Source organism: Halogeometricum sp. S3BR5-2, assembly GCF_031624635.1.
Taxonomy (GTDB): Archaea; Halobacteriota; Halobacteria; order Halobacteriales; family Haloferacaceae; genus Halogeometricum; species Halogeometricum luteum.
On the sequence record NZ_JAMQOQ010000003.1, the window covers coordinates 333,007 to 356,052 of the forward strand.

The 23,046-nt window shown below is 68.8% G+C and carries 19 protein-coding genes; 2 read left to right on the plus strand and 17 right to left on the minus strand.

Going from position 1 to position 23,046, the window contains the following annotated elements; all coding sequences use genetic code 11:
- Nucleotides 1–19 precede the first annotated feature (19 nt).
- The 9 genes from NDI79_RS13450 to NDI79_RS13490 form a co-directional block, all read right to left on the minus strand.
- The gene (locus NDI79_RS13450) at nt 20–1,471 is read right to left on the minus strand and encodes a hypothetical protein (protein WP_310929029.1); all 1,452 of its coding nucleotides are present in this window, start codon (nt 1,469–1,471) and stop codon (nt 20–22) included.
- Between the two features lie 331 nt (nt 1,472–1,802).
- Nucleotides 1,803–2,798, minus strand: a complete 996-nt coding sequence (locus tag NDI79_RS13455; RefSeq protein ID WP_310929030.1) for a DUF1616 domain-containing protein — start codon at nt 2,796–2,798, stop codon at nt 1,803–1,805.
- A gap of 48 nt (nt 2,799–2,846) precedes the next feature.
- Entirely contained in the window at nt 2,847–4,007 is a 1,161-nt protein-coding gene (locus tag NDI79_RS13460) for a glycosyltransferase family 2 protein (protein WP_310929031.1), read from the minus strand.
- Nucleotides 3,991–5,352, minus strand: a complete 1,362-nt coding sequence (locus NDI79_RS13465; RefSeq protein WP_310929302.1) for a nucleotide sugar dehydrogenase — start codon at nt 5,350–5,352, stop codon at nt 3,991–3,993. Before NDI79_RS13465 ends, NDI79_RS13460 begins: the two co-directional genes overlap by 17 nt.
- Nucleotides 5,353–5,723: 371 nt before the next feature.
- Nucleotides 5,724–7,049, minus strand: a complete 1,326-nt coding sequence (locus NDI79_RS13470; RefSeq protein ID WP_425499604.1) for a divalent metal cation transporter — start codon at nt 7,047–7,049, stop codon at nt 5,724–5,726.
- Between the two features lie 43 nt (nt 7,050–7,092).
- Nucleotides 7,093–8,694, minus strand: coding sequence for a sodium:solute symporter family transporter (locus tag NDI79_RS13475; RefSeq protein WP_310929032.1), 1,602 nt, complete (start codon nt 8,692–8,694; stop codon nt 7,093–7,095).
- Nucleotides 8,688–9,449: a TenA family protein gene (locus NDI79_RS13480; protein ID WP_310929033.1), complete on the minus strand. Its 762-nt coding sequence runs from the start codon at nt 9,447–9,449 to the stop codon at nt 8,688–8,690. The genes NDI79_RS13475 and NDI79_RS13480 overlap by 7 nt, the downstream gene beginning before the upstream one ends.
- A complete protein-coding gene (gene tenA, locus NDI79_RS13485) occupies nt 9,446–10,111 on the minus strand; it encodes a thiaminase II (protein WP_310929034.1) in 666 nt (221 codons plus the stop codon). Before tenA ends, NDI79_RS13480 begins: the two co-directional genes overlap by 4 nt.
- A gap of 71 nt (nt 10,112–10,182) precedes the next feature.
- Nucleotides 10,183–12,987, minus strand: coding sequence for a cation-translocating P-type ATPase (locus tag NDI79_RS13490; protein ID WP_310929035.1), 2,805 nt, complete (start codon nt 12,985–12,987; stop codon nt 10,183–10,185).
- 198 nt (nt 12,988–13,185) lie between these two features.
- On the opposite strand from NDI79_RS13490, the gene NDI79_RS13495 reads away from it, so the two are divergent.
- Nucleotides 13,186–13,398: a DUF7511 domain-containing protein gene (locus NDI79_RS13495; protein ID WP_310929036.1), complete on the plus strand. Its 213-nt coding sequence runs from the start codon at nt 13,186–13,188 to the stop codon at nt 13,396–13,398.
- A gap of 35 nt (nt 13,399–13,433) precedes the next feature.
- On the opposite strand, the gene NDI79_RS13500 is transcribed toward NDI79_RS13495, so the two are convergent.
- A complete protein-coding gene (locus NDI79_RS13500; RefSeq protein WP_310929037.1) occupies nt 13,434–13,688 on the minus strand; it encodes a hypothetical protein in 255 nt (84 codons plus the stop codon).
- A 208-nt stretch (nt 13,689–13,896) separates the two neighbouring features.
- A complete protein-coding gene (gene dgoD / locus NDI79_RS13505) occupies nt 13,897–15,048 on the minus strand; it encodes a galactonate dehydratase (protein WP_310929039.1) in 1,152 nt (383 codons plus the stop codon).
- Nucleotides 15,049–15,195: 147 nt separating this feature from the next.
- Between dgoD and NDI79_RS13510 the strand changes: the two genes are divergently transcribed.
- A complete protein-coding gene (locus tag NDI79_RS13510; protein ID WP_310929040.1) occupies nt 15,196–15,969 on the plus strand; it encodes an SDR family NAD(P)-dependent oxidoreductase in 774 nt (257 codons plus the stop codon).
- A 16-nt stretch (nt 15,970–15,985) separates the two neighbouring features.
- On the opposite strand, the gene NDI79_RS13515 is transcribed toward NDI79_RS13510, so the two are convergent.
- The 6 genes from NDI79_RS13515 to NDI79_RS13540 form a co-directional block, all read right to left on the minus strand.
- Complete coding sequence (locus NDI79_RS13515; RefSeq protein WP_310929041.1) at nt 15,986–17,449, minus strand: rhamnulokinase; 1,464 nt, start codon at nt 17,447–17,449, stop codon at nt 15,986–15,988.
- Between the two features lie 11 nt (nt 17,450–17,460).
- Entirely contained in the window at nt 17,461–18,114 is a 654-nt protein-coding gene (locus NDI79_RS13520; RefSeq protein WP_310929042.1) for a class II aldolase/adducin family protein, read from the minus strand.
- Between the two features lie 136 nt (nt 18,115–18,250).
- On the minus strand, nt 18,251–19,420 hold the full coding sequence (locus tag NDI79_RS13525; RefSeq protein WP_310929043.1) for an ABC transporter ATP-binding protein: 1,170 nt from the start codon (nt 19,418–19,420) through the stop codon (nt 18,251–18,253).
- Nucleotides 19,421–19,508: 88 nt separating this feature from the next.
- The gene (locus NDI79_RS13530; protein ID WP_425499613.1) at nt 19,509–20,408 is read right to left on the minus strand and encodes a carbohydrate ABC transporter permease; all 900 of its coding nucleotides are present in this window, start codon (nt 20,406–20,408) and stop codon (nt 19,509–19,511) included.
- Between the two features lie 26 nt (nt 20,409–20,434).
- Entirely contained in the window at nt 20,435–21,370 is a 936-nt protein-coding gene (locus NDI79_RS13535; RefSeq protein ID WP_310929045.1) for a carbohydrate ABC transporter permease, read from the minus strand.
- Nucleotides 21,367–22,794 (minus strand): ABC transporter substrate-binding protein, encoded by a 1,428-nt coding sequence (locus tag NDI79_RS13540; RefSeq protein WP_310929046.1) that lies wholly within the window; start codon nt 22,792–22,794, stop codon nt 21,367–21,369. The genes NDI79_RS13535 and NDI79_RS13540 overlap by 4 nt, the downstream gene beginning before the upstream one ends.
- Nucleotides 22,795–23,046: the final 252 nt, after the last annotated feature.

The following is a 23,046-nucleotide window of genomic DNA, read 5'->3' on the forward strand; positions in this document are numbered from 1 at the left end:
TCAGGTCGCGTCCCGAGCGTCAGGTACCGTCGCCGCAGGTGCCGTTCGACCGAAGGTTCGTCCGCCTCACCGTCGCGTTGGTCGTCGTGACCATCCGTCCGGGCACGGCGATGGTGCTGTTCGACACCGCGCCGTTGCGAGTGTTCTCGAAGGCGATGCCGTCCTGATTCCCTCCGTCGAGCGAGATGCAGCAGTTCTCGAAACTGGTGTCGTCTCTCCCCTGGACGCGAACCGCCGCGTTTCGGGCGGTCGCGGTCCCCGTTATCGTGACGCCTTCGACCGTGAACCCGTGTCGCTGCCAGTCGATGGACGGTCCCTTCAGGTTGATGGGGTAGAGCACCTCGTCGGTATCGACGTGTATCCGCGTGTTTCGAATCCTGTTCGTCCCCGTCGCCCCGTTGGCGACGATGGCGCCGTCCGACCGGCCGGCGTTCATCACGATGTCGCAGTCGGCGACGAGTTGGTGGTGCCGGTTCGTCAGGCGGATGCCCCGGGAGTTGACGACGGGTTCGGGTTCGGTGCCCGACCGCGGCATGATGGGGTACCGCCGCGAGTCCCACGTGTCGCCCGAGGGGTTCCGCTCGTTGCGGATGAGCGCCCCCCGCACGGAACTGTACGTCGACCCGATGCGGATGTTGGCGATGTTGTTGTTCTTGTAGACGCCGCCGCGGACGTGGACGACGCCGTTGCCCCGGTCGGCCGTCGTCTGTCCCTTGAACCCGCCGACGTAGCCGGGACTGGAGGCGTAGACGCCGTTGTCGGCCCAGTTCCACACCTCGCAGTCCCGTATTTCGAGCCGTCCGGCGTGACCCTGCGCGACGAAGATTCCCGCTCCGGGGCTGTCGTACGTGCTGCCGTCGCGCGCGACGAACCGCTCGACGACGCCTTCGCCGTCCGGGTCGGTCACGCTCACGCCGACGCCGTACGTGTCGTACGGGTAGACGCCGAACGCGTGAACGTCGTGCAGGTAGAGGCTGCCCACCGTCGCGATGAGGGTGACGCTCGCGCCCACGTCCTCGCCGCGGAAGTCGAAGTCGAAGCGCCCGAACTCGAAGTCGCCCCCGTTCTCGAAGGTGAACAGCCACCCCCGCTCGCTGGCGGCGCTCGTCGGGACGAGCGTCGTCCGCGCGTTCGGCGCGCCGACGACGCCGACGTTGCGGTAGCCGTTGACCCGCACCGGGTCGACGAAGTGGCGTCCCGCCGGGACCACGAACAGGGTGTCGTCGGCCAGTTCCGAGGCGATTATCGACCCGACGCGCCCCTTGCTGGCGTTTCCGACGCCGCGGTCGGCGAGTCGCACGACGCGGTCGTACGACTGATACTGTTTCGGCGTCCCTCGCGACGTCTCCACTCCGTCCCGCGGCAGCGTCCCCGTCGGCGTCGACGGCTTCGAGTCGTCGAACGCCGAGCAGCCCGCGAGGCCCAGGAGACCGGCCGACGCGGCCGACGCCAGAAGCGTGCGGCGCTTCATCAGACCCCGTCGGCGGCCGCGCGCGCACGCGGCGACGCATCACCCGTTCGGTCCGTGCGGTCCGCGTGACCCACGTGACCCGCGCGGCTCACGTTCCGCGCCCCCCGACGCCCGTCCCGCCGGCGTCCGTCCCGCTCCCGCGACTCCCCTCGCGGCGCGCTCCCTCGGCGGCCGCGGTGTCGACGACTCTCGACTGATCGGTCATTCCTGTCGGATAATTCGGACTCACTCGGTTGAATATGTGTCGCATAAACTGAGCGATTCCGCGCGTCCAGCGGGCCTCGGCGGTCGCAGGGTGGGCCGAAACACTCCCGCCGGTGGGAAACCTCCGCTACGATTCGCTGACGTTGATGTCCAGCGTCAGATGGCGGTACGCCGAGTCGACGCTCGGGTCGTCCGGCGCCTCGCCCCGGTAGACGAGATAGGTGTACCGGAGGTTGTCGCCGGCGAACGTCGGCTGGAGTTCGTGCCGTAACTGCCAGGTCACGTTCTCGCCGATGTTCCGCTGGTACCGGTCCACCTCGGCGGACCTGACGATGTTGCCGTTCTCGCCCACCTCCTGCTGTTCGACGACGATGGTGTACGTCGTCGGTCCGTCCTCGTGGTTGGCGACTTCGAGCACGTATTCGGCGGTTTCGCCCACCGTGAGGTCCGTCTGGTACCCGTTGGCGACGAGGTTCCCCTCGTCGTTCTCGGTGAGCAGCGACACCCGCGTGAACGTCGTCTGGTCCTGCGGGAGCGCCACCGCCCCGAGGAACCCGGCGCTGGCGACGACGAGGACCAGCACCAGCAGGACGTTCAGCGCGACGTCGAGGGTCGACCCCTCGAACCCGGCGCCGACGGTCCGTCGGAACGAGGCCAGCGGTAGCACGTACCGGCTCTCCTCGCGCTTCCGTACCCGGCGCACGACGCCGAGGGCGAACACGAGCACGGTGAATCCGACCACTGCGGCCAGCACCACCTGTATCGAGAGCGCGAGCGGGCTTGCCACGATGGCGACGCCGAACACCGGGAGCACGGCCACGCTGAGGCCGAGCGAGAGCCCCGCCCGCTGTGCGCCCGTCAGCGTCCCGCGGCGCGACCCGGTGTCGGTCCGCCCGAGTCGACGGCTCCGCGCCGGTCGCTCGACGACGCGCTTCGGGAACACCAGCGTCGTGATGGCGTACCCCGGCAGCCACAGCAGTCCGAGTAGGACGACGGCGATTCGGGTCGGGCCCGGAGGAAGCGTCAGCGCCGCCGCGCCGAACACGGCGAGGGCGGCGACGACGAGGATGGACTCGACGGCCAACCCGACCGCGCCGGACGTCCGCTCAGGCGAGTTTCGCACGGCTACGCTCACCTCCGCGGCGACCGACGGCGGGTTCGAGAGCGTCCGTCACCGCCCGCTCCCTCCGGCGGCCTCGTCGGTCTCTCCCGGGAGGCCGTCCGCGCCGTTCCCGTTCCCGTCTTCGCCTTCGCTCCCGACCTCGGAGTCGGCGTCGCCCCCCGTCTCCGGGGCGCCGTTCGTCGCGTCGCCCGTCTGCGCGTACGCCGCGTCCGGGATGTCCTCCTCCGCGCGTCGCTCGCCGTACTCGCCGGACGCCACCAGGTCGGCGTTCCGGTCGATGTCGAGGACGACGGCGACGACGAGGAACAGCCATCCGAGCAGCGAGACGGCGCCGGACAGCAGCAGGTTCGTGAAGCGGTTCTCGGCGTCGCGGTCGGCAAGCGCCTTCAGCGTCGCGAGCGCGCCCGCGCCGGTTCCGGCGGCGCCGAGCGCGTAGCACAGCCCCGTCGGGTGGAAGTCGTAGACGAAGTACTTCATCTTCAGCCGCCAGAGGAAGTCGCGCAGGAGGAGCCTCGACAGCCGCGGGACGAACGTCGAGTATTTGATACCGCTCTGCTCGTCGCCGTACACCGCCTCGTGCGGCACGTCGGCGATGCGAAGGCCCTGCACGTTGAGGTGGACGAGCAGGTCGTTGAGGAAGCCGTACTCCTCGTAGAGGTCGTCGACGGGCAGTTCTTCGAGCGCCCGCAGCGAGATGGCCGCGTAGCCGTTCTGCGGGTCGACCATCCCCCAGTAGCCGCTGGCTATCCTCGTCAGGACGGTGAGCAGGCGGTTGCCGAACAGGCGCCACCGCGACATCTCGCGCCACGTGTCCTCGCGCCAGAGGCGGTTGCCCTTCGTGTAGTCCGCCTCGCCGTCGACGATGGGGTCGAGAAACTGCGTCAGTTTGCTCGGGTCCATCTGTCCGTCGCCGGCGATGACGGCCGTCACGTCCATCTCGTCGCGCAGCGCCTGTCCGTATCCGGTCTTGATGGCGCCGCCGACGCCGCGGTTCCGCTCGTGACGGATGGGGACGACGCGCTCTCCGTCGCTCTCGGCGTTCACCTGCTCCGCGCACGCGCGCAACTCCTCCCACGTCCCGTCGGTCGAGCGGTCGTCGACGGCGTATATCTTGTCGACGTAGGCCGGGATGCCGCGCACCACGTCGCCGACGAACCCCTCCTCGTTGTAGGCGGGGACGACGACGGCGACGCTACTGTTCCGATACACGCTCTCCTCCTCCGATAGTCAGGATGCGGTGGTCGCCGTCGCCGCACCACTCCTCGAGGACGCCGCGCCCGTCGACGAGGAGGGCGTCTTCGAGGCGCGCCCAGTCGACGTCGGCGAACTCCTCGTGTGCGGTGACGAGGACGACGGCGTCGACGTCCGCGTCGGGAACGTCTCGGGCCTCGACGGGCGTCGCGCCGAACGACTCGATGTCGTCGATGAGGGGGTCGGCGGCGAGCACCTTCGCGCCGCGCGCGTTCAGGCCGTCGATGACGCCGGCGGCGGGCGTCTTCCGCGTCTCCTCGACGCCGGCCCGATAGGTGATTCCGAGCACCGCGACGGTCGACCCGTCCACGTCGCGCCCCATCGCCTCCAGACCGTCCGTCAGTAGGTCCACGGTGTGGCCGGGCATCGAGTCGTTCACCTCGCGCGCCGTCCGGAGCAGCGGGGTGTCGGTCTCGGTGTACTTCATGATGAAGTACGGGTAGAAGGGGATGCAGTGGCCCCCGACGCCCGGTCCGGGCGTGTGGATGTCGCAGAACGGTTGGGTGTTCGCCGCGTCGATGGCCTCGTTGACGTCGATTCCGAGGTCGCGGTCGAGTTTGGCGAGTTCGTTCGCCAGGGCGATGTTCACGTCGCGGTAGACGCCCTCGAACAGTTTCACCGCCTCGGCGGAGGTCGCGTCCTCCATCGGGACGATGTCGTTCGTCGTGAGTTCGCCGTAGACGAGTTCGGCCGCGCGGCCGCTCTCCTCGTCGGCGCCGCCGACGACTTTGGGGTACGCGCCGCGGATGTCCTTCAGCGCCCGTCCGCTGGACGTCCGCTCGGGACAGAAGGCGACGCCGAACTCGTCCTCGTCGAGGCCGCTGACCGACGAGAGGAGCGGGCGAACGCGGCGTTCGCACGTCCCCGGCGGGACGGTGCACTCGACGACGACGAGGTCGCCCTTCGAGAGGCCCTCGCCGATGCCCTCGACGGCGGCGGTCAGCGCCGAGAGGTCCGGTTCGTGGTCGTCCGTCAACGGCGTCGGGACGATGACGACGTGGACCGCCGCGGCTTCCGCGGCCTCGGCGGCCGAGGTGGTGGCGCGGAGTCGCCCCGCCTCCACCTGTTCGGCGACGAGGTCCGAGAGGCCCGGTTCGCCCTTGATGTGCGAGCGGCCCTCGTTGATGCCGTCGACCACGTCTTGGTCGACGTCGACGCCGACGACGTCGCCGGCCGTCTCTGCGTACACCGCCGCGAGCGGCAGGCCCATCTTCCCGAGGCCGACGACGGAGACCGGCACCTCGCCGGACGTGAACGCCCGTCGCTGTTCTTCGGGGTCTCGCTGACTGCCGTACAGGCCCATCACTGTCGCGCCGACCCCCGACCGTGCGATGGCGCTGTCTGCGCGTCGACCGTCGTTCCCTCGGTTCCGTGGAGAGCGCGGACCTGAGGGGCCGCCTGTGTGACTTCGAGCATATGTGTTCGACCGCCGAATAGAGAGGCGGGTCTACCGACCGAACCGAAGGAACGTACTTTGTTATACGGTACTTGGCCCTGTCAATCGGATACTAATTCGCCGTATTCGGTGGTTTAAGCCCCCTCTCGGGCGTGTGTGAATATCTAGCGCTGCAGTCGCTCTCCCGCGTGCCGTGCGAACCCGACTCACTCTCCGGGTCGGCCGGACGAGTCGGCGACCGGAACGGGGTCGCCTCGAACGGAAGGTCGGGGCGGGGACTACGCGCCGGCGACTTCCTCTCGGATATACTTCCCGAGAACGCCGACCGTGGCGGCGGCGACGACGACGGCGAACGCGAGGACGGCCCCCGAGAGCGGACCGACGCCGCCGGCGACCTGTCCGCGGACGAAGTTCGCTGCCAGCGCACCCGAGAGGAGGAAGACGGCGACGCCGCCTGCGTTTGCGAGCGTCGGGGTCGGTTCGGATACCGCTCGGGAGTTCAGGAGGTAGAGCACGAGGGCGAGGGCGAACGGCGTCCCGACGGTGCCGAGGGCGAGGACGAGGACGAGTTGGCCGAGCACCTCGCCGCCGATGAACGCCCCCGGTACTGACAGCAGCGCGAACCCGGCCAGGAGAGCGCGGTAGCGGCCGTCCTCGACCGTCGTCCCCCAGCCGAGTTTGTCCGCGAGGAGGAAGGGCGGGGCGACGGTGTTCCCGCCGAGCGTCGAGACGGCCGCGCCGCCGAGTCCGAGGAGGAACAGCCACTCCGCGCCCGGACCGACGAGCGGTCCCAGCGCCTCCGCGGCGCCGACCGTCGTGAGGTCCGGGTCCGACAGCACGCTCGCCGCGACGAGGAAGATGGCGACGCTGTAGACGCCGAAGGCGACGAGCATCGAGGCGACCACGTCGAAGACGGCGAGGTCGGCGTCCGACCGCGTCCACCCGCGCGCCCGCATCGCGTACGAGTGCATCGTCACCAGCGTGACGTGCACCGCGCCGCCGAGGATGCCGGCGGCCAGCACCGCGCTCCCCGCCGGCAGCGTCGGGACGAGGCCGCGCGCCGCGGCGCCCGGGTCGACGGGAACGACGAGCAGCGAGGAGACGAACGCGACGACGACGCCGGCCACGAGCAGTTTCGCCGCCAGTTCGAGGAAGCCGTAGCCCCGGCCCGCGAGTCCGGCCGCGAGCACCAGCGCCCACGCGACGCCGCAGACCCCCGCGCCCACGCCCGTCACCGTCGACGTGACGCTCGCGAGGGTGTTCAGAATCACCAACTGCGCGGCGCCGGCGGCGACCACCACGTCGGCGACCAGCAGCCACGCCCACCGCTCGCCGAGGTGCGCCTCCACGACGGCGACGATTCCGCGCTCGGTCAGCAGACCCAGCCGCATCGCGAGGTACTGCGCGAGCGTCCCCGCGACGGCCGACAGCACGACGACCCACAGCAGCGAGTAGTCGAAACTCGCCCCGGCGGTGACGAGGCTCGCCATCGTCGCCGGCCCGGCCGCGACGGCGCCCGCGACCCACGCGGGTCCCATCCCGGACAGTCGCTCGCGCACCCCGGCCAGCCGAGTTCCCGAGACTGTCAACGCCGCGTCGCTCATCGGTCGTCACCTCCGTCGAACGCTGTTCGACGTGCGACGGAACTCATCGGTCCTCCGCCCCCTCGAAGGTCGGGTCGGTCCGGTCGTTCGGCTCGTCCGGGCCGTTCGCCTCCGTCGAGTCGCGCGGCGTTCCGCCGTCGGCGACGGGTCCGTCGAGGCGGCGAATCTCCCGCGAGAGGCGGTCGAGGTCGAACTCGCGGCTCGACAGGCGCGCCGCCGCGGCCGACGCGGTCGAAGAGACGAGGAACGCGCCGGCGAACGGCAGAAGGTAGGTCGGGTCGGGCGCCGGGAGGAGGCCGCCGAGGAGCGAGTCGACCGCGCCGTGCAGACCGAACGGGAAGGGGAAGAACGCGCTCCCGACGGCGAGGCCGAGGAGGGCGCTCGCCAGCGCCCCCCGTCCGGAGAGCCGACCGCTGAACAGCCCGTAGACGAGGGGGACGCCGACGGCGGCGCCGAGGAGGTCCGCGACGAAGAACAGGCTGAGGACGCTCCGCGCGCGGAGGCTGACGGCGACGGCGGCGACGGCGACGACGACGGTGACCGCGCGCGCCCCGAGGCGGAGCGTCCGGTCGTCGGGGTCGTCGAGCACCCGTGGCAGGTCGGCGGTGACGAGGCTCGACAGGGCGTTGAACAGCGAGTCGGCCGTGCTCGTCACGAGCAGCAGGGCGAGCAGGAGGACGCCGACGACCAGCGGCTCGGAGAAGGCGCCGTCCAACAGGACGAAGAAGGCGACGCCGGCGTTGTACTCCGCGCCCGCCGTGACCACGTCCGAGTTCCCGACGGCGACGACGCCGAGCAGCGTGGCCAAAAGGAGGACGAGACCATTGGCGACGGTGGCGACGCGGAAGCTCCGTTCGACCGTCTCGGAGCCGTCGGCGGCGTAGATGCGCTGCCACCACGTCTGGTTGAGGAGTTCCGCGCCGAGCACCGCGAACACGAGGGCGACGCCGAACCGGAGGCCGGGGACGTAGCCGGGGTCGAGAAGCGCCGGGTTCGCCTCCGCGACGCCGTCGACGACGGGGCCGGGGCCGCCGAGCGCGAACAGCAGGGCCGCGACGCTCCCGACGAGGAGGGGGAGGACGACGAACAGTTGTACGGCGTCGGTGGCGATGCTCGCCCGGAGGCCGCCGTAGGCGGTGTAGAGGAGGACGAATCCGGCGACGAGCGTGGCCGTCTGCCACTGCGGGACCCCCGCGACGTAGTGGAACGCCAGCGAGATGCCCGTCAACTCGGCGGCGAGGAAGACGAACATGTAGAGGGCGCTGACGGCGAGGACGAACGCGTACATCGCGCCGCCGTAGCGCGCGTAGGCGTACTCGGTCAGCGAGTGGCCCTCCGGAATCAGCTCCCGTATTTGGGGTCCCAATCGAGAGTACGCGAGCATCGGCGCGGCCTCGCCGAGTCCGTAGCCGACGGCGGCGGCGATGCCGTACAGCGCGCCCGCCTCGGGGGCCGACAGCAGTATCCACACGCCCATCACCGAGGCGACGAGCGTGGTGCTCAACCGCCCCTCGCCCGCGGTGCCGCGGGCGGTGATGAGGTCCTCGACGGAACCGACGCGCCCCCGCGAGAACCACAGCCCCAGCCCCGCGAAGACGGCGAGGGTGACGACGGTGAGACCGAGGGCGAGGGTCGAACTTACCACCGGCTCTCACCCTCCTCGGCGTCGCCCGCGTCGTAGGCCGACTCGAAGAACGCGACTTCCAGCGAGACGGTCCGCGTGAAGAGTCGTTCGAGGCGGCGCCGGCGCCGCGGCGAGGCGGCCGCGCCCTCCCGGTCGAGTTCCCCGCGGAGCCACCCCACGAACGCCCGAAAATCGTCGTTCGCGTGGAGGTGCACCCACTCGTCGAGGTAGAATCGGTCGGGCGACTGGGACCCCTCGGCGGCGGCCGCCGCCCACGCCTCGTACGTCCACTCCGCGGGCAGGAGCACGGCCAGTCGCTCGGCGTACCCGCCCTGCCGGGCGGCGCGTTCGATGAGGTCCTCGAACGCAAGCGTCGTCGGCGTTCGCGTCGGGTCCTCGTACGTCTCGCGCGGGACGCCCAGCGCCTCGAAGGAGCGCTCGAAGTAGTCGTCCTCCTCAGAAGTGAGCGTGCCGAGGAACGTCGACAGCCGACGCTTCGACGCCATCGTCGGCGCGTCGCCGACGGCGTGGCCGACGAGGCCGACGAGCGATTCCAGGAACGCGTAATCCTGCACCAGATACCGCCGGAACGCCGCGTCGTCCACCTCGCCGGCACCCAGTTCGCGGGTGAACCGGTGGGTCGTCGCCGCCGTCCACTCCGGCTCCGACCGTTCCCGGAGCCAGTCGGTGAAGCGGGCGTCTGTGACCGTCTCGGCGTACGCGTCGAACGAGTCGGGGACGGACTCGCTTCCGACCTCGGAGTCGCCGCCGTTCATATCGCCCACTCCTCCTGCCGCCACGCGGCGTCCCAGAAGCGGTACTCGTAGCGCCCCGACTCGTAGAACAGGTCGCGGTAGCGCTCGCGTTCGGCGTCGCTCGCATCGCGGGCCACGCCGTCCATCAGCTCTTTGCACCACGTCGTGAGTTCGGTGAACTCCGCGCCCGCGTAGGTGTCTATCCACTCGGCGTACCGCTCGTCGTCGGGTTCGCCTTTCGCCCGCAGTCGCTCGGCCGTCTCGTTGAACCCCCACATGCAGGGGAGGAGAACGGCGACCAGGTCGCCGAACGACCCGGTCGCGGCGGTGCGTACGAGGAAGTCCGTGTACGCGCGCGTCGTCGGCGAGGCTTCGGTCGCCTCCAACTCCGCCTCGCTGATTCCGAACTCCGCGGCGTACGCGCGGTGGAGGTCCATCTCCGTGTTGATGGTCGAATCCAGGAGTCCCGCGAACGTGCCCATTCGCTCCAAGTCGGGCGCCGTCGCGGCGCCGTAGGCGAACACCCGCGCGTAGTCGACTAAGTAGACGTAGTCCTGCCGCACCCAGTACTCGAAGGGGTCCGTCGAGAGCGTGCCCGCGCCCAACCGCTCGACCATCGGGTGGTCCTCGATGGCGTCCCAGAGCGGTTCGGCCACCGTCGACAGTTCGTCGGTGAAGCTCATGCTCGCCCGTACCGGCTCGGCGGTGAAATACGTTGGTAATACCACCGGATAATTACCGGGTCAAGACTCGATTACTCCCGCGCCGCGAACGCGCGGTCGAGGAGTCTGCTGGATAGCAAATTCAGCGCGAGGAAGGCGACGAACGCCGCGCCGACCAACCCCCACGCGTCGAGCGGGAGGGCTTCGACGCCGAAGAGGTCGTTCAGCGGCGTGTAGAGCACGACTAGTTGCAGGAGGAGCGTCAGCGCGATGGCGCCGACGAGCCACGGGTTCGACGCGAGCGAGAGGTCGTACCGCGCCCGTATCACCTGTATCCTGACCACCTCGACGACGACGAGGAAGGCGAACAGGAGCGTCTGCGCGCGGACCAGACTGCCGGTCGACTGCAGTCCGAAGAAGAACAGGGCGAGACCCGTCACGGTCATGACGAGGCCGATAGAACCGATCGAGGCCATCAGTCGCCCGTCGAGCACGGGTTCGTCCGTCGGCCGCGGCGGTTCGTCCATGATTCCCTCCGCCTTCGGGTCCGCCCCGAGCGCCAGCGCCGGGAAGCCGTCCGTCACGAGGTTGATCCAGAGGAGCATCACCGGCGTCAGGACGAGCGCCTCCGGTCGCTCGGCGAACACCTCCGGGAAGAGGACGGTTCCGAGGAGGACGCCGACGAACACGACGAGCACCTCGCCCGCGTTCGCCGAGAGGAGGTAGTTCACGAACTTGCGGATGTTGTCGAAGATGCCCCGCCCCTCGGCGATGGCGTCGCGGATGGTGGCGAAGTTGTCGTCGCGCAGCACCATATCGCTGGCCTGTTGGGCGACGTCGGTCCCCCGAATCCCCATCGAGATGCCCACGTCGGCGTTCCGCAGGGCTGGGGCGTCGTTGACGCCGTCGCCCGTCATCGCCACGTTGTGCCCGTTCGACTGGAGCGCACTCAACACCCGTACCTTGTGCTCGGGTTCGACGCGCGCGAACACCTCCGTCTCCTCGACGGCCTCGCGCAGTTCGGCCTCGGAGGACGACGCCACCTCCCGGCCCGTCAGCGCCCCCTCGGGGTCGAATCCGACCTCTCGCCCGATGGCCTTCGCCGTCTCGACGTTGTCGCCGGTGGCCATGACGACGCGGATTCCCGCCTCCCGACAGTCCGCGACGGCCTCGGGGACCCCCTCCCGCGGCGGGTCTAACATCCCCTGGAGGCCGAGAAACACCATGCCGCGCTCTATCTCCTCGTCCGGCGCGTCGGGGTCGGTCACCGCCCGCGCGGCGAACCCGAGGACGCGGAGGGCGTCGCCGGCGAACGCGCGGTTCGACTCCAGAATCGCCGCCCGTCGCTCGTCGGTGAGTTCGACCGCCTCGCCCCCGTCGAGCACCCGGTCGCAGTGGTCGAGCACCTGCTCCGGCGCGCCCTTCATGTAGGCGGTGACGCCCCCGCCGTCGGCGCCCGTCGCCCCGTCGCGGACCGCGTTCCGAACGCCCTCCTCTCCGTCCCCGCCCTCGCCCGCCGCGAGCACGGTCATGCGGCGCCGCTCCGAGGTGAACGGAATCACGCGCACGCGCCGGTGCGCGGCGTCGACGCCGGCCTTCGCGGCGGAGACGAGGAGGGCGACTTCGGTCGGGTCGCCGTAGTAGTCGACGTCCTGCGAGTCGGGCGCTCGCTCGGCGTTGTTGCACACCGCGCCGCAGCGAAGCATCGGTTCGAGGGGGACGGCGTCGGCGGTCCTTTCACCCTGACGGAACTCCCCGTCCGTCTCGGTCCCGGTTCCGGTCACGTCGTACGTCTCGCCCGCGGCGGCGGCGCGCACCACGGTCATCCGGTTCTCGGTGAGCGTTCCCGTCTTGTCGGTGACGATGGTGTCGACGGCGCCGAGGCTCTCGACGACGGGCAGGCGCCTGACGAGGGCGTTCTTCTCGACCATCCGCCGCGACCCGAGCGCCAGGGTGAGCGTGACGACGGCGGGCAACCCCTCCGGGACGGCCGCGACGGCGAGGGTGACGCCGACGAGGAGCACGGAGAGCGGACTGGCGGCGGTCAACAGCAGTTGGACGGCGGCGACGAGGGCGATGAGGCCGACGACGCCGTACCCGATGCGCGTGCCGAGGTGGTCGACCTCCGCCTGAAACGACGTCTCCTGTTCCTCGGCCGCCTCCATCTGCGTGGCGATGCCGCCCACCTCCGTGTCCATCCCCGTCGCGACGACGACGGCCGTCGCCTGCCCCTCGACCGCCGAGGTGTTCATGTACACCATGTTCGACCGCTCGGCCAGCGGCGCGTCGGCGTCGAGCGGTTCGGCCGACTTCTCGACGGCGGCGCTCTCGCCGGTGAGCGCCGACTCGTCCGTCTTGAGGCCGGCCGCCTCGACCACCCGCGCGTCGGCGGGCACCGCGTCCCCGCCCTCTAAGAACACCACGTCGCCGGGGACGACGGCCGTCGAGTCGACGGTCACCTTCTCGCCGTCGCGCAGGACGGTGGCCACGGGCGAGGATAGCTCTCGGAGCGCCTCGATGGACTTCTCGGCCCGGTAGTCCTGCACGAACCCGAACACGCCGTTGGCGAGGAGGATGAGGAGGATGAGCGCCGCGTCGGTGTAGTTCGCCTCGGCGCCCGGGAGCAGGCCGACGCCGAGCGAGAGCAGGGCCGCGAGCACGAGGATGTAGACGAGGACGTCCCGGAACTGTGCGAGGAATATCTCCACGAGGGAGATACTCTCGGACTGGCGTATCTCGTTCGGACCGTGCGCGTCGAGGCGGGCGGCGGCCTCCTCGCCACTCAGCCCCGCCGTCGAGGAGTCCACCCGCTCGAAGACGCGTTCGGCTGAATCGCCGTGCCACTCGCTCCCCCGCGGGTCGTCGGCGACCGCTTCGGTGGCGGCGTCCGCGGTCATCGTCGGCGCGGCGGTTCGAGCGGAGCGTCCCGGAGGCGAGGCATGGTCGTACTACGAGGCCTACCCCAAGAACCTGTGGCGCACGTCGTCGCAGACGCGGCGGTCCGTCGTTCTCGCTCGGCGGGAACGACGGCCGCCAGTCATGCGCTCGGGGGCCGTAGTCGTTGTCGAGAGCGATTCGCTCCCGAGGCTACGACGATGGACGACAACGCAGCGCACGACGCCGAGAAACGCCCGCCGAGAGAAACGGGTCCCGACCGGCCGCCGCGACTGGCGGCCGAGATAGTCCTCCCGCGGGACGGACCGGCCGAGTGCACGCTGTTTCCGCCCGACCTCGTCGGCTTCGAGCGCACGACGACGTGGATAACCGCCGAGGAGGGGTCGTTCGTCAGCCTGACCGACATGGCGTGAGCGACGCCTGTCTCTCGGGTACCGACCGGCCGAACTCAGAGCAGATGTACTATGACTATGACGGAGACGCCGATGACGACGGCCCAGAACCCGGCGGGACCGACCTCGAAGTCGGACGGCGACTCCGTCGCTAGTTTCCATCCCGACACCGCGACCAGTAGCGCACCGGCGGCGCCCTGCACCGCGATCGGAACGCCCCATCCCTGTTCCGTTCCCATTCGGACCGCGTCCGTCCCCGCCGTCCCGCCCCAGAGCGCGAGGAACCCGTAGTAAACGTACATCCGTTCCATCCTGTCCGTATGTAGTCATACCAGTGACAAATATCTGCCTTTTCTTGGACCGAAGTGGCTTTGTTCTGTATATAAACACATATAGGATATAATAGAATCATATGTGGGGGTTTAAATTCCATCCAAAAGATATTCTGTCTATAAACGGGAAGGTAGAATCTAAATTCTCTCTGTTTGTGATTCTACTCGTCTTTGTAGGACTATTTACTCACCATTCGGCGATACTTCCGTCCTCGTGGTGCCAAACGGGGTTGTACCAGTTCACGTCGGTCTGCGCCTTCTCGCGGATGTACTCCTCGTCGGGTTCGATGCCGAGTCCGGGTCCGGTCGGACGCTCGACGTAGCCGTCCTCGAACCCGAACGCCTCGGGGTCTTCGAGCAGAGCGAGCCGTTGGCTCGACCCCGGGTCGTGCAGTTCGAGGTCCTGCTCCTGCAGGACGAGGTTCTGCGAGCAGAACGCCACCTGCAGGCTGGCGGCGAAGGCGACGGGGCCGAGCGGGCAGTGCGGGACGACGGCCACGTCGAACGCCTCGGCCATCGACGCGAGTTTCCGCATCTCGCTGATTCCCCCGACGTGCGTCACGTCGGGCTGGATGACCGAGACGGCGTCCTCGACGAACAGCGGTTTGAACTCCCAGCGGGAGTACAACCGCTCGCCCGTGGCGATGGGAATGCTCGTCCGACTGTTGATGCGGTCGAACCCGTCCAACTGCTCGGGGAGCAGCGGTTGGTCGACGAACATCAGGTCGTGCGGTTCGAGCCGGTCGAGCAGTTTCGCGGCCATCGGTTTCGACACCCGACCGTGGAAGTCGAGCCCGACCAGCGCCTCGTCGCCGACGGCGTCGCGGATGGCCGCCACTCGGTCGACGACGCCGTCGACGACGGCGGGCGTCTCCAGCGGGCGGAACTCCCGCGGGTAGTTGAGCTTGAACGCCCGATAGCCCCGTTCGCGGCTCTGTGCAGCCATCTCGACGACGTCGTCGACGCTGTCGCCGCCGACCCACTGGTGGACCATGAGTCGGTCGCGGACGTGCCCGCCCAACAGGTCGTGCACCGGCACGCCGTGGTGGCGGCCCTTGATGTCCCAGAGCGCCTGGTCGACGCCGGCGAGCGCGCTCATCAGGATGGGCCCGCCGCGGAAGTAGCCGCTCTGGTAGAGCTTCCGCCAGTGGTAGTCGATGCGCAGCGGGTCGGCCCCCACGAGGTAGCCCTCTACCAGTTCCGACACCGCCGTTCGGACGGTTTCGAGGCGTCCCTGAACTATCGGCTCCCCCCACCCGACCGTCCCCTCGTCCGTCTCCAGTTTGAGCAGCAGCCACCGCGGCGGAACGGCGAACAGCTCGTACCCGGTAATTTTCATGAATCCACATCCCCCCGCGACCACTTGAAGTGACGGGGAGACTGTCGGCGCGGCGACACGCCGACGCCGTCGGACGGCGTTCGGCCGTGCGCGCGGCGCGACCGAGGGTGAGGTTTAACACCGTGGGGAGTGATGGCAGACTGACGCATGAGCGTACTCGAACGCCTCTCCCTCGAAGGAGAGACGGCTATCGTCACCGGCGCGGCGCAGGGACTCGGCAAACAGATGGCCACCGGCCTCACGCAGATGGGCGCGGACGTCGCCATCGCGGACCTCAACGTCGAGAAGGCGGAGGAGACGGCCGCCGAACTCGACGGCGAGACGACGGTGGTCGCCGTCCCCGTCGACGTCACCGACGAGGCGTCCGTCGAAGCGATGGTCGAGGAGGTGGAGGACCGCCTCGGCCCGATAGACGTGCTGGTGAACAACGCCGGCATCGTCGAGAACTCCCCCGCCGAGGAGACGAGCATCGAGTCGTGGCGGCGCGTCGTCGCGGTCAACCTCGACGGCGTCTTCCTCTGTGCGAAGCACGTCGGCCGGCGGATGCTCGAACGCGGCGAGGGTCGCATCGTCAACATCGCGTCGATGTCCGGGTTCGACGTGAACGTCCCGCAGAAGCAGGCCAGCTACAACACGACGAAGGCGGGCGTTTCGATGCTAACGAAGTCGCTCGCCGTCGAGTGGGGCGACCGCGGGGTGCGCGTCAACGCCATCGCGCCGGGGTACATGCGGACGGAACTCGTCGACGAGGTGCTCGCGGCGAACCCGGAGATGGAGGCGGAGTGGGTCGAGAACACGCCGATGGAACGGCTCGGCCGCCCGGAGGAACTCCGCGAACTCGTCGTCTACCTCGCTTCCGACGCCTCCTCGTACATGACGGGGTCGACCGTCTCGATGGACGGCGGCTACACGGCCCGGTAACGCTTTCCGCCCGAACTCACGCGGCTTCGAGTTCGGCCAACCGCTCCTTCTCTCGCTCCCACTCCTCGGGGTTCGCCGGTTCGTACGTCCGCGTCTCGAACTCGGCCTCGACGAGTCGACGCCCGGCGTCGACGCTCGGAAGCGTCCCCGACGCCACCGCCTGCGTCAGGACGTTGCCGACGGCCGTCGCCTCCACCGGACCGGCGGTCACGGGCCGCCCCGTCGCGTCGGCTAGCAGCCGACAGAATAGCTCGTTCCGGACGCCGCCGCCCCCGAGGTGAATCCGCCGGAGCGGTTCCGCCGTGACGGCGTCCAACTCGTCGAGGACGAGCGCCGTCTTCGTCACCAGTCCGTCGAGGAGACACCGGACGACTTCGCCCCTCCCCTCGGGAACGGGCTGATCCGTCTCGCGACAGAACGCGCGCACCTGGGCGGGCATCGGTTCGTCGATGCGGAAGTCGCCGGCGTCGGGGACGACCAGCGCCGCCCGAGGGTCCGCCTCCGCCGCCGCCGCGAGTAAGCTCTCGTAGTCGGCGTCCTCGCCCGCCTCCCGCCACGCCTGCCGGCACTCCTCGAGCAGGAAGAAGCCGTCCACGTTCTTCAGGAGGCGAACGGTGCCGTCGGCGCCCAACTCGTTCGAGAGCCCGTTCTCGTAGGCGGCGTCCGTGCGCACCGGGTCGTCGCGCTCGCAGCCGAGGATGAACCACGACCCCGTGCTGAGGAAGGCGGCGTCGTCGGTCAGGGGCAACCCGGCGACGGCCGAGGCGGTGTCGTGGCTCGCCGGCGTCAGGAGTTCGGGCGTTCCGGCCAGTCCGGCGGCCGCGTCGTCGTCGAGGGTACCGAGTCGCGCCCCCGGTTCCTCCAGCGTCGGGAGGAGGTCGACCGGGAGGGAGAGGTCTTCGAGGAGGTCCGTCGCCCACGCGCGCCGCCCGGGGTCGACCATCTGCGAGGAGGAGGCGACGGTCACCTCCCCCGCCGCGCGGCCGCCGAGCAGCGTCGAGAGCAGTTGCGGCGTCATCAGCAGTCGGTCGGCCCGTTCGAGCAGTTCCGGCTCCTCGCGGGCGAGCGTGTACAACTGCCAGAGCGTATTCGGCGTGTTCCAGTTGGTGACGCCAGACGCCTCGAACAGGCGGCGTTTCCCGACCGCCTCGAACAGTTCCTCGCGCCGCGCCGCCGACTCGGGGTCGCGGTAGGAGACGGGGTTCCGCAGCACCTCGCCGTCCGCGAGGAGGCCGAAGTCGAGCCCCCACGTGTCGATACCGACGGTGTCGAGGGGGCCCGCCGCCGCCTCGTCGGCGGCCTCGATTCCCCGCACCATCCGCTCGCGCAGGGCGTCGAGATCCCAGACGTACCGCCCGTCGCGCTCGACGGGCCGGTTCTCGAAGCGGTGCACCTCGCGCACGTCGAACGCCGACTCGGTCACGGTCCCGAGGTGGACGGTTCCGCCGCTGGCGCCGATGTCTATCGCGACGTGTCTCATCTCCTACCCCCTCACTGCCCGTAGGCGTCCAGTTTCTCGGCCAGTCGGTCCATCTCCTCGTCCGGAAGCACCTCCGGGTCGCCGACGGCGCGGGCCTGGTGGTGGATGCGCGCGCAGAACTCCACCATCTGCGCGACGGTGTAGGCGTCCTCCAGTGACGCGTCGGCCGTCAGGACGCCGTGGTTCCGGAGCAGCGTCGCGCTGACCTCCTCGCCGAGGGCGTCGACGGCCGCCTCGCCTATCTCCGGCGTCGCGTGCGTCTCGTAGCGCGTCACCGGCACCTCCGACCCGGCGAACGCCAGCAGGTAGTGCGACGCCGGAATCGGCTCGCCCAGCGAGGCGAACGTCGTCGCGTACGGGGAGTGCGTGTGGACGACGCCGCCCACGTCCGGCCGCGCCTCGTAGACGGCCAGGTGCATCGGCAGTTCCGACGACGGTTCGATATCGCCCTCCAGGACGGTGCCGTCGGTTCGGACGACGGGCACGTCCGTCGGTTCGATGTCCTCGTAGGGGACCCCCGAGGGGCTGATGGCGATGCGGTCCTCGCCGACGCGGGCGCTCAGGTTTCCGCCGGTGCCGGTGGTCAGGTCGTCCGCCAGCAGTTGCCGACCGTACTCGCAGATGGTGCGTCTGACGTCGCGGTCGCTCGTCTCTGATTCGGACACGGTGCGATACTCGATAGCGCGGAATAAAGGCTCTTCGGTCGGGAGAGTGTCTCTCGGACGATGTACGCGGCGCTCGAAGGCCGACGTGGCCGGCGTCGCGGAACTGCGACCGCGGCCGCACTCCCTCGCGACCGAGTTACGTCGACCCCTGCGCCGTCTGCATCCGCTCGTCCAGCGCGACGCGCGCCTCGTCGTCGAGTCGGCGCTGGTGGATGGTCTCGCCCGTCTCGGCGTCGAACAGGTGGACGTCCTCGTCGGGAATCTTCACGCCGACGGTCTCTCCCTCCCGTATCGGGCGCTGGCCGTCCGCCTCCACGACGAACGTCTCCTCGCGGTCCCCGCGCGTCGGGCGGAGGTAGACGTACGAGATGCTGCCCATCGGTTCGACGACGTCCACGGCGGCCTCGAACTCGCAGTCGGCGCCGGCGTCGTCGCGGAGCGTCACGTCCTCGGGGCGGGCGCCGAGGACGACGGCGTTCCGGTCGCCCACCGACGGCTGCATCCGCTCGGTCAGGTCGTAATCGAACCCGTCGGCGCGGAGCGTCCCGCCGTCGACGCGTCCCTCGAAGAAGTTCATCGACGGCGACCCGAGGAAGCCGGCGACGAAGCGGTTCGCCGGGCGGTAGAAACACTCCAGCGGTGTGCCCACCTGCTGGAGTTCGCCGTAGTTGAGCACGACCAGTCGGTCGCCCATCGTCATCGCCTCCGTCTGGTCGTGCGTGACGTACAGCGTCGTCACGCCGAGGTCCTGCTGGAGGCGGTTTATCTCGGTGCGCATCTCCGTCCGGAGCTTCGCGTCCAAGTTCGAGAGCGGTTCGTCCATCAGGAACACGTTCGGGTCGCGGACGATGGAGCGGCCGAGGGCGACTCGCTGCTGCTGGCCGCCGGAGAGTTCGCCGGGCGTATCGTCCAGCAGATTTCCGATACCCATCATCTCGGCGGTGTCGGTGACCGTCCGCGCTATCTCGTCGTCGTCCATGTCGGTCGACATCTTCAGCCCGAACGACATGTTCTCCTCGACGGTCATGTTCGGGTACAGCGCGTAGTTCTGGAACACCATCGCGATGTCGCGGGCGCGCGGCCCGAGTTCGTTGACGACGGTGTCGCCGATGACGACGTCGCCCTCGCTCTGCTGTTCGAGTCCGGCCACCATCCGCAGGAGCGTCGACTTCCCGCTTCCCGAGGGGCCGACGAAGACGACGAACTCGCCGTCGTCGATATCCAGTGACACGTCGTCGACGGCGACGACGGCGTTATCTTCCGCTCCGAAGCGTTTCGTGACGTTGTCGATGGTGATTCCTGCCATTATCGTCTCTCCAGGGTGCGGCGGTTCGCCCCCGCCGTGCGGGCTCGGTTCGCGCGCGGTTCGGCTCGGCCGGTCGACGTTCCTCCGTTCATTCTTTGATCACCACGCCGAAGCTGAGTCCCGCGGCGAGGTACTTGTTGACCGCGACGACGAACACCAACACCGGCAGGATGACCGCCGTGGAGGCCGCCGCGAGCAGACCCCACTCTATCTGGCGGACGCCGATGAACTGGTACACCTGCATCGACACCGTCACCGCGCGGTTGTTCGTCAGCACGAGGCCGAACAGGAGCTCTATCCACGCGAAGATGAAGCTGATGATGGCGACGGAGAAGATGCCGGGTTTGGCCGCCGGGAGGACCACCTTGCGGAAGCCTTGGAACCGCGTCGCGCCGTCGACGCGCGCGGCCTCCTCCAGCGCCTCCGGGATGCCGTCGAAGAACGCCTTCATCACCCACACGACCAGCGAGATGTTGATGGTGACGTACATGAATATCATCCCGATTCGGGTGTCGTAGAGGTTCAGCGACCGGAAGATGACGAAGAACGGGATGACGACGGCGATGGGCGGGAGCATCCGCGAGGAGAGTATCCACACGAGCACGTCCCGCTGTTTCGGGATGTCGTACCGCGAGAGGACGTACGCCGCCGGGACGCCGATGAGCAACACGAGAATCACCGACGCCGTGACCATGAACAGGCTGTTGGCGAACGCCGCGATGAAACTCGACTCCTGGACGAGTCGCAGGTAGTTGAACACCGTCGGAAGGAACACCCAGTCCGGCGGCAGCGAGATGGCCTCCCGCGGCGGCTTCAGCGACATGGAGACGATCCAGTACAGCGGAAACAGCACGACGACGGTCCACAGGAGGAGCGCGGCGTGGCGGCCGACGGCGGCGAGTCGGTTCCGCGTGTCCTTCGAGAACCGCCGCGAGGGGCGCGTGGGTTCGCCGCTCGCGCCCGGGTTCGCGTCCACGTCGGTCTTCATCTCCGAACCCGCATCCGAGGTCGCCATCAGTCCCACACCCCGTCGAAGCCGACCTTGGCGATGAGGACGTTACACAACGCGACGATGCCGACGAGGTAGACGATGGCGATGGCGCTGGCGACGCCGAGGTCCACGAACTTGAACCCCTGCTCGAAGATGTTGATGCTCACCAACTGCGTCGCCGTCCCCGGCCCCCCGCGCGTGAGGCTGAACACCAGCCCGAACGTCCGGAACAGGTCGATGAGGCGGATGAGGATGGCGACGAACAGCACGGGCTTCATGTAGGGGACGACGACGTGAACGTAGCGACGCCACAGGGGCGCGCCGTCCACCTTCGCCGCCTCCACCAGCGTGTCCGGCACCGACGAGAGGCCGGCGTAGAAGATGATGAACATGAACGGCGTCCAGTTCCACGTGTCGACGAGGATGATGGTCAAAAGCGGCAGGTCGCTCAGGAAGTTCGGCGCGACGAACGGCGTGTACGTCGCGATGAGGTAGGGGACGACGCCGACTTCGGAGTTCAGCATGATGCGGAAGATGGTCGCCAGCGACACCGGCGCGACGGCCATCGGCAGGATGAACGCGACGCGGTAGAACGCCTGCATCCGGTCGGACTTCACGCCCGTCACCAGGGCGGCGAGGACGAACCCGAACGCCGTCTCCAAGGCGAGCGACCCGCCGACGAACGCGAGGGTGACGCCGAACGAGTGCAGGGCGCCGGCGCTCGTGAACGCCGCTCGGAAGTTGCTCAGCCCGGCGAACGTCCCCATCGTCGCGGGGTTCGTGAGTTCGTAGTGGACGAGGCTGAGATAGAGGTCGTAGACGCCGGGGAAGACGGTGATGAGGAGCATCACCAGCACCATCGGCGTCATGAACCAGTACGGGAGGTACTCGTTCCACAACTCCTTGGCCCGCGCGAGGTTCGAGGTGGTCGCCGTCTTCGTCTCGGTGAGCGTGCTCATTGGAACGTCTGCTGGGCTTTCTCGGCGGCGCGTTTCATCGCGGCTTCGGGCGACTTCGTCCCCGCGATGGCCTTCTGGAGTTCCTCGGAGTACTTCTGACCCCACTCGGGGTACTTACGGTCGAACGGGTCCGGCTTGGCCACCTCCAGCGACTCGAGCGACACCTGCGCGAACTTCTCGCCGACACGCGAGCGGAACTCGTCGTTCTCCCAGACGGAGCGACGCACGGAGAACGCCGCGTCGCTCTCCAGGTGCATCCACGTGTTCGTCGGTTCGGACGTCGCCCACAGCATGAACAGGAACGCCTGCTTCGAGTTCTTGGCGTTCTTCGAGGAGGCGATCTGCCAGGAGTAGGCGTTCGGGCCGAACTGGCCGCTCTCCGGCGCGGGCACCCGCGCTATCTCGACGTTATCCGCCACGTCCGAGGAACTCGAATCGATCAGGTTCGGCCAGAACAGGTTGGCGTCCGAGACGATGTGGCCGGCCCGCCCCGACTGCATCGTCGAGAGCACGTCCGACCACGTCTGACTCGACGCTCCGTCGGGACCGTACTCGCGCAGAAGGTTCACGTACCACTGCGCCGCCGCGATCGCCCCGTCGGTGTCGAGTCCGGAGTCCTTCGGGTAGTTCTCCCAGAGTTCGGCGCCGTGTTCGCGGAGGAACGTGTTCAGGACGTAGATGTTCATCCCGTAGCCCTTCTGCCCTCGCCCGACGGTGCCGACGACGTCGGACTCCTCCTCGTGGATGGTCTTCGCGTTCTCCCGGAACCCCTCGAGGGTCGTCGCCACCTCCAGTCCGTGCTTTTCGTAGAGGTCCGTCCGGTAGAACTGCGTCTGCACCTCGACGGTGATGGGCATCCCCGTCCACGTGTCGCTGTAGCCCCCGCCGTGGGCCTGCCACGTCGTCGCCTCGAACAGGTCGTCCGGCTTGTACCACTGCTCGTCGTACAGGCTCCCGTCGTCGAAGTACGGGTCGAGCGGTTGGAGCCAGCCCGATTCGGCGAACTGGTTGACGACCTGGTCGAGGAAGAACACGTCGAACTTCCCCGCGCCGGTGCTCACGTCGGTCAGCCGCTTGGTCCGGAACTGCTGTTCGGGCAGGATGTTCCACACCACGTCGATACCCGTCAGTTCCTCGAAGACCGGTATCGCGGGTTTGATCGAGGACACCCACGGGTGGTTGACCGCGCCGATGTTGATGGTGGTGCCCTCGAACTGCTTCCAGTCGATGTCCGCGCCCGTGTACTCGTCGAGCGGAACGGCGAGTTCGTCCGACCCGCCGCCGGACTCGCCCGTTCCAGTGCTCCCGGACGTTTCGCTGCTCCCGCCGGACTGCATGCTGCCCCGCGTGCAGCCCGCGAGTCCGCCGAGCGCGCCGATACCTACCGCTCTGAGGAGGTTTCGCCTCGTGTGTTCGCTTGGCATGCTTGTCGGCCTCGTCCTCCCCCAAATCATCCATGATTAATAAAATTACTCCTCAGCGGCTGACTCTCGCGGCCGGACGCGGGTTCGACCGCGGACGTGAGAGCGACTGTCCGACCCGATTCCGCGGGTTCGGTGCATCCCCGTGGCAAGATTTTAATACGGTCTTCCGGTACATACGGGCCGGACCGGGAGAGAGAGTCCCGTCCGAGGAGACTCGAACTCGCGGCCGACCGAACCCACCATGAACGACTG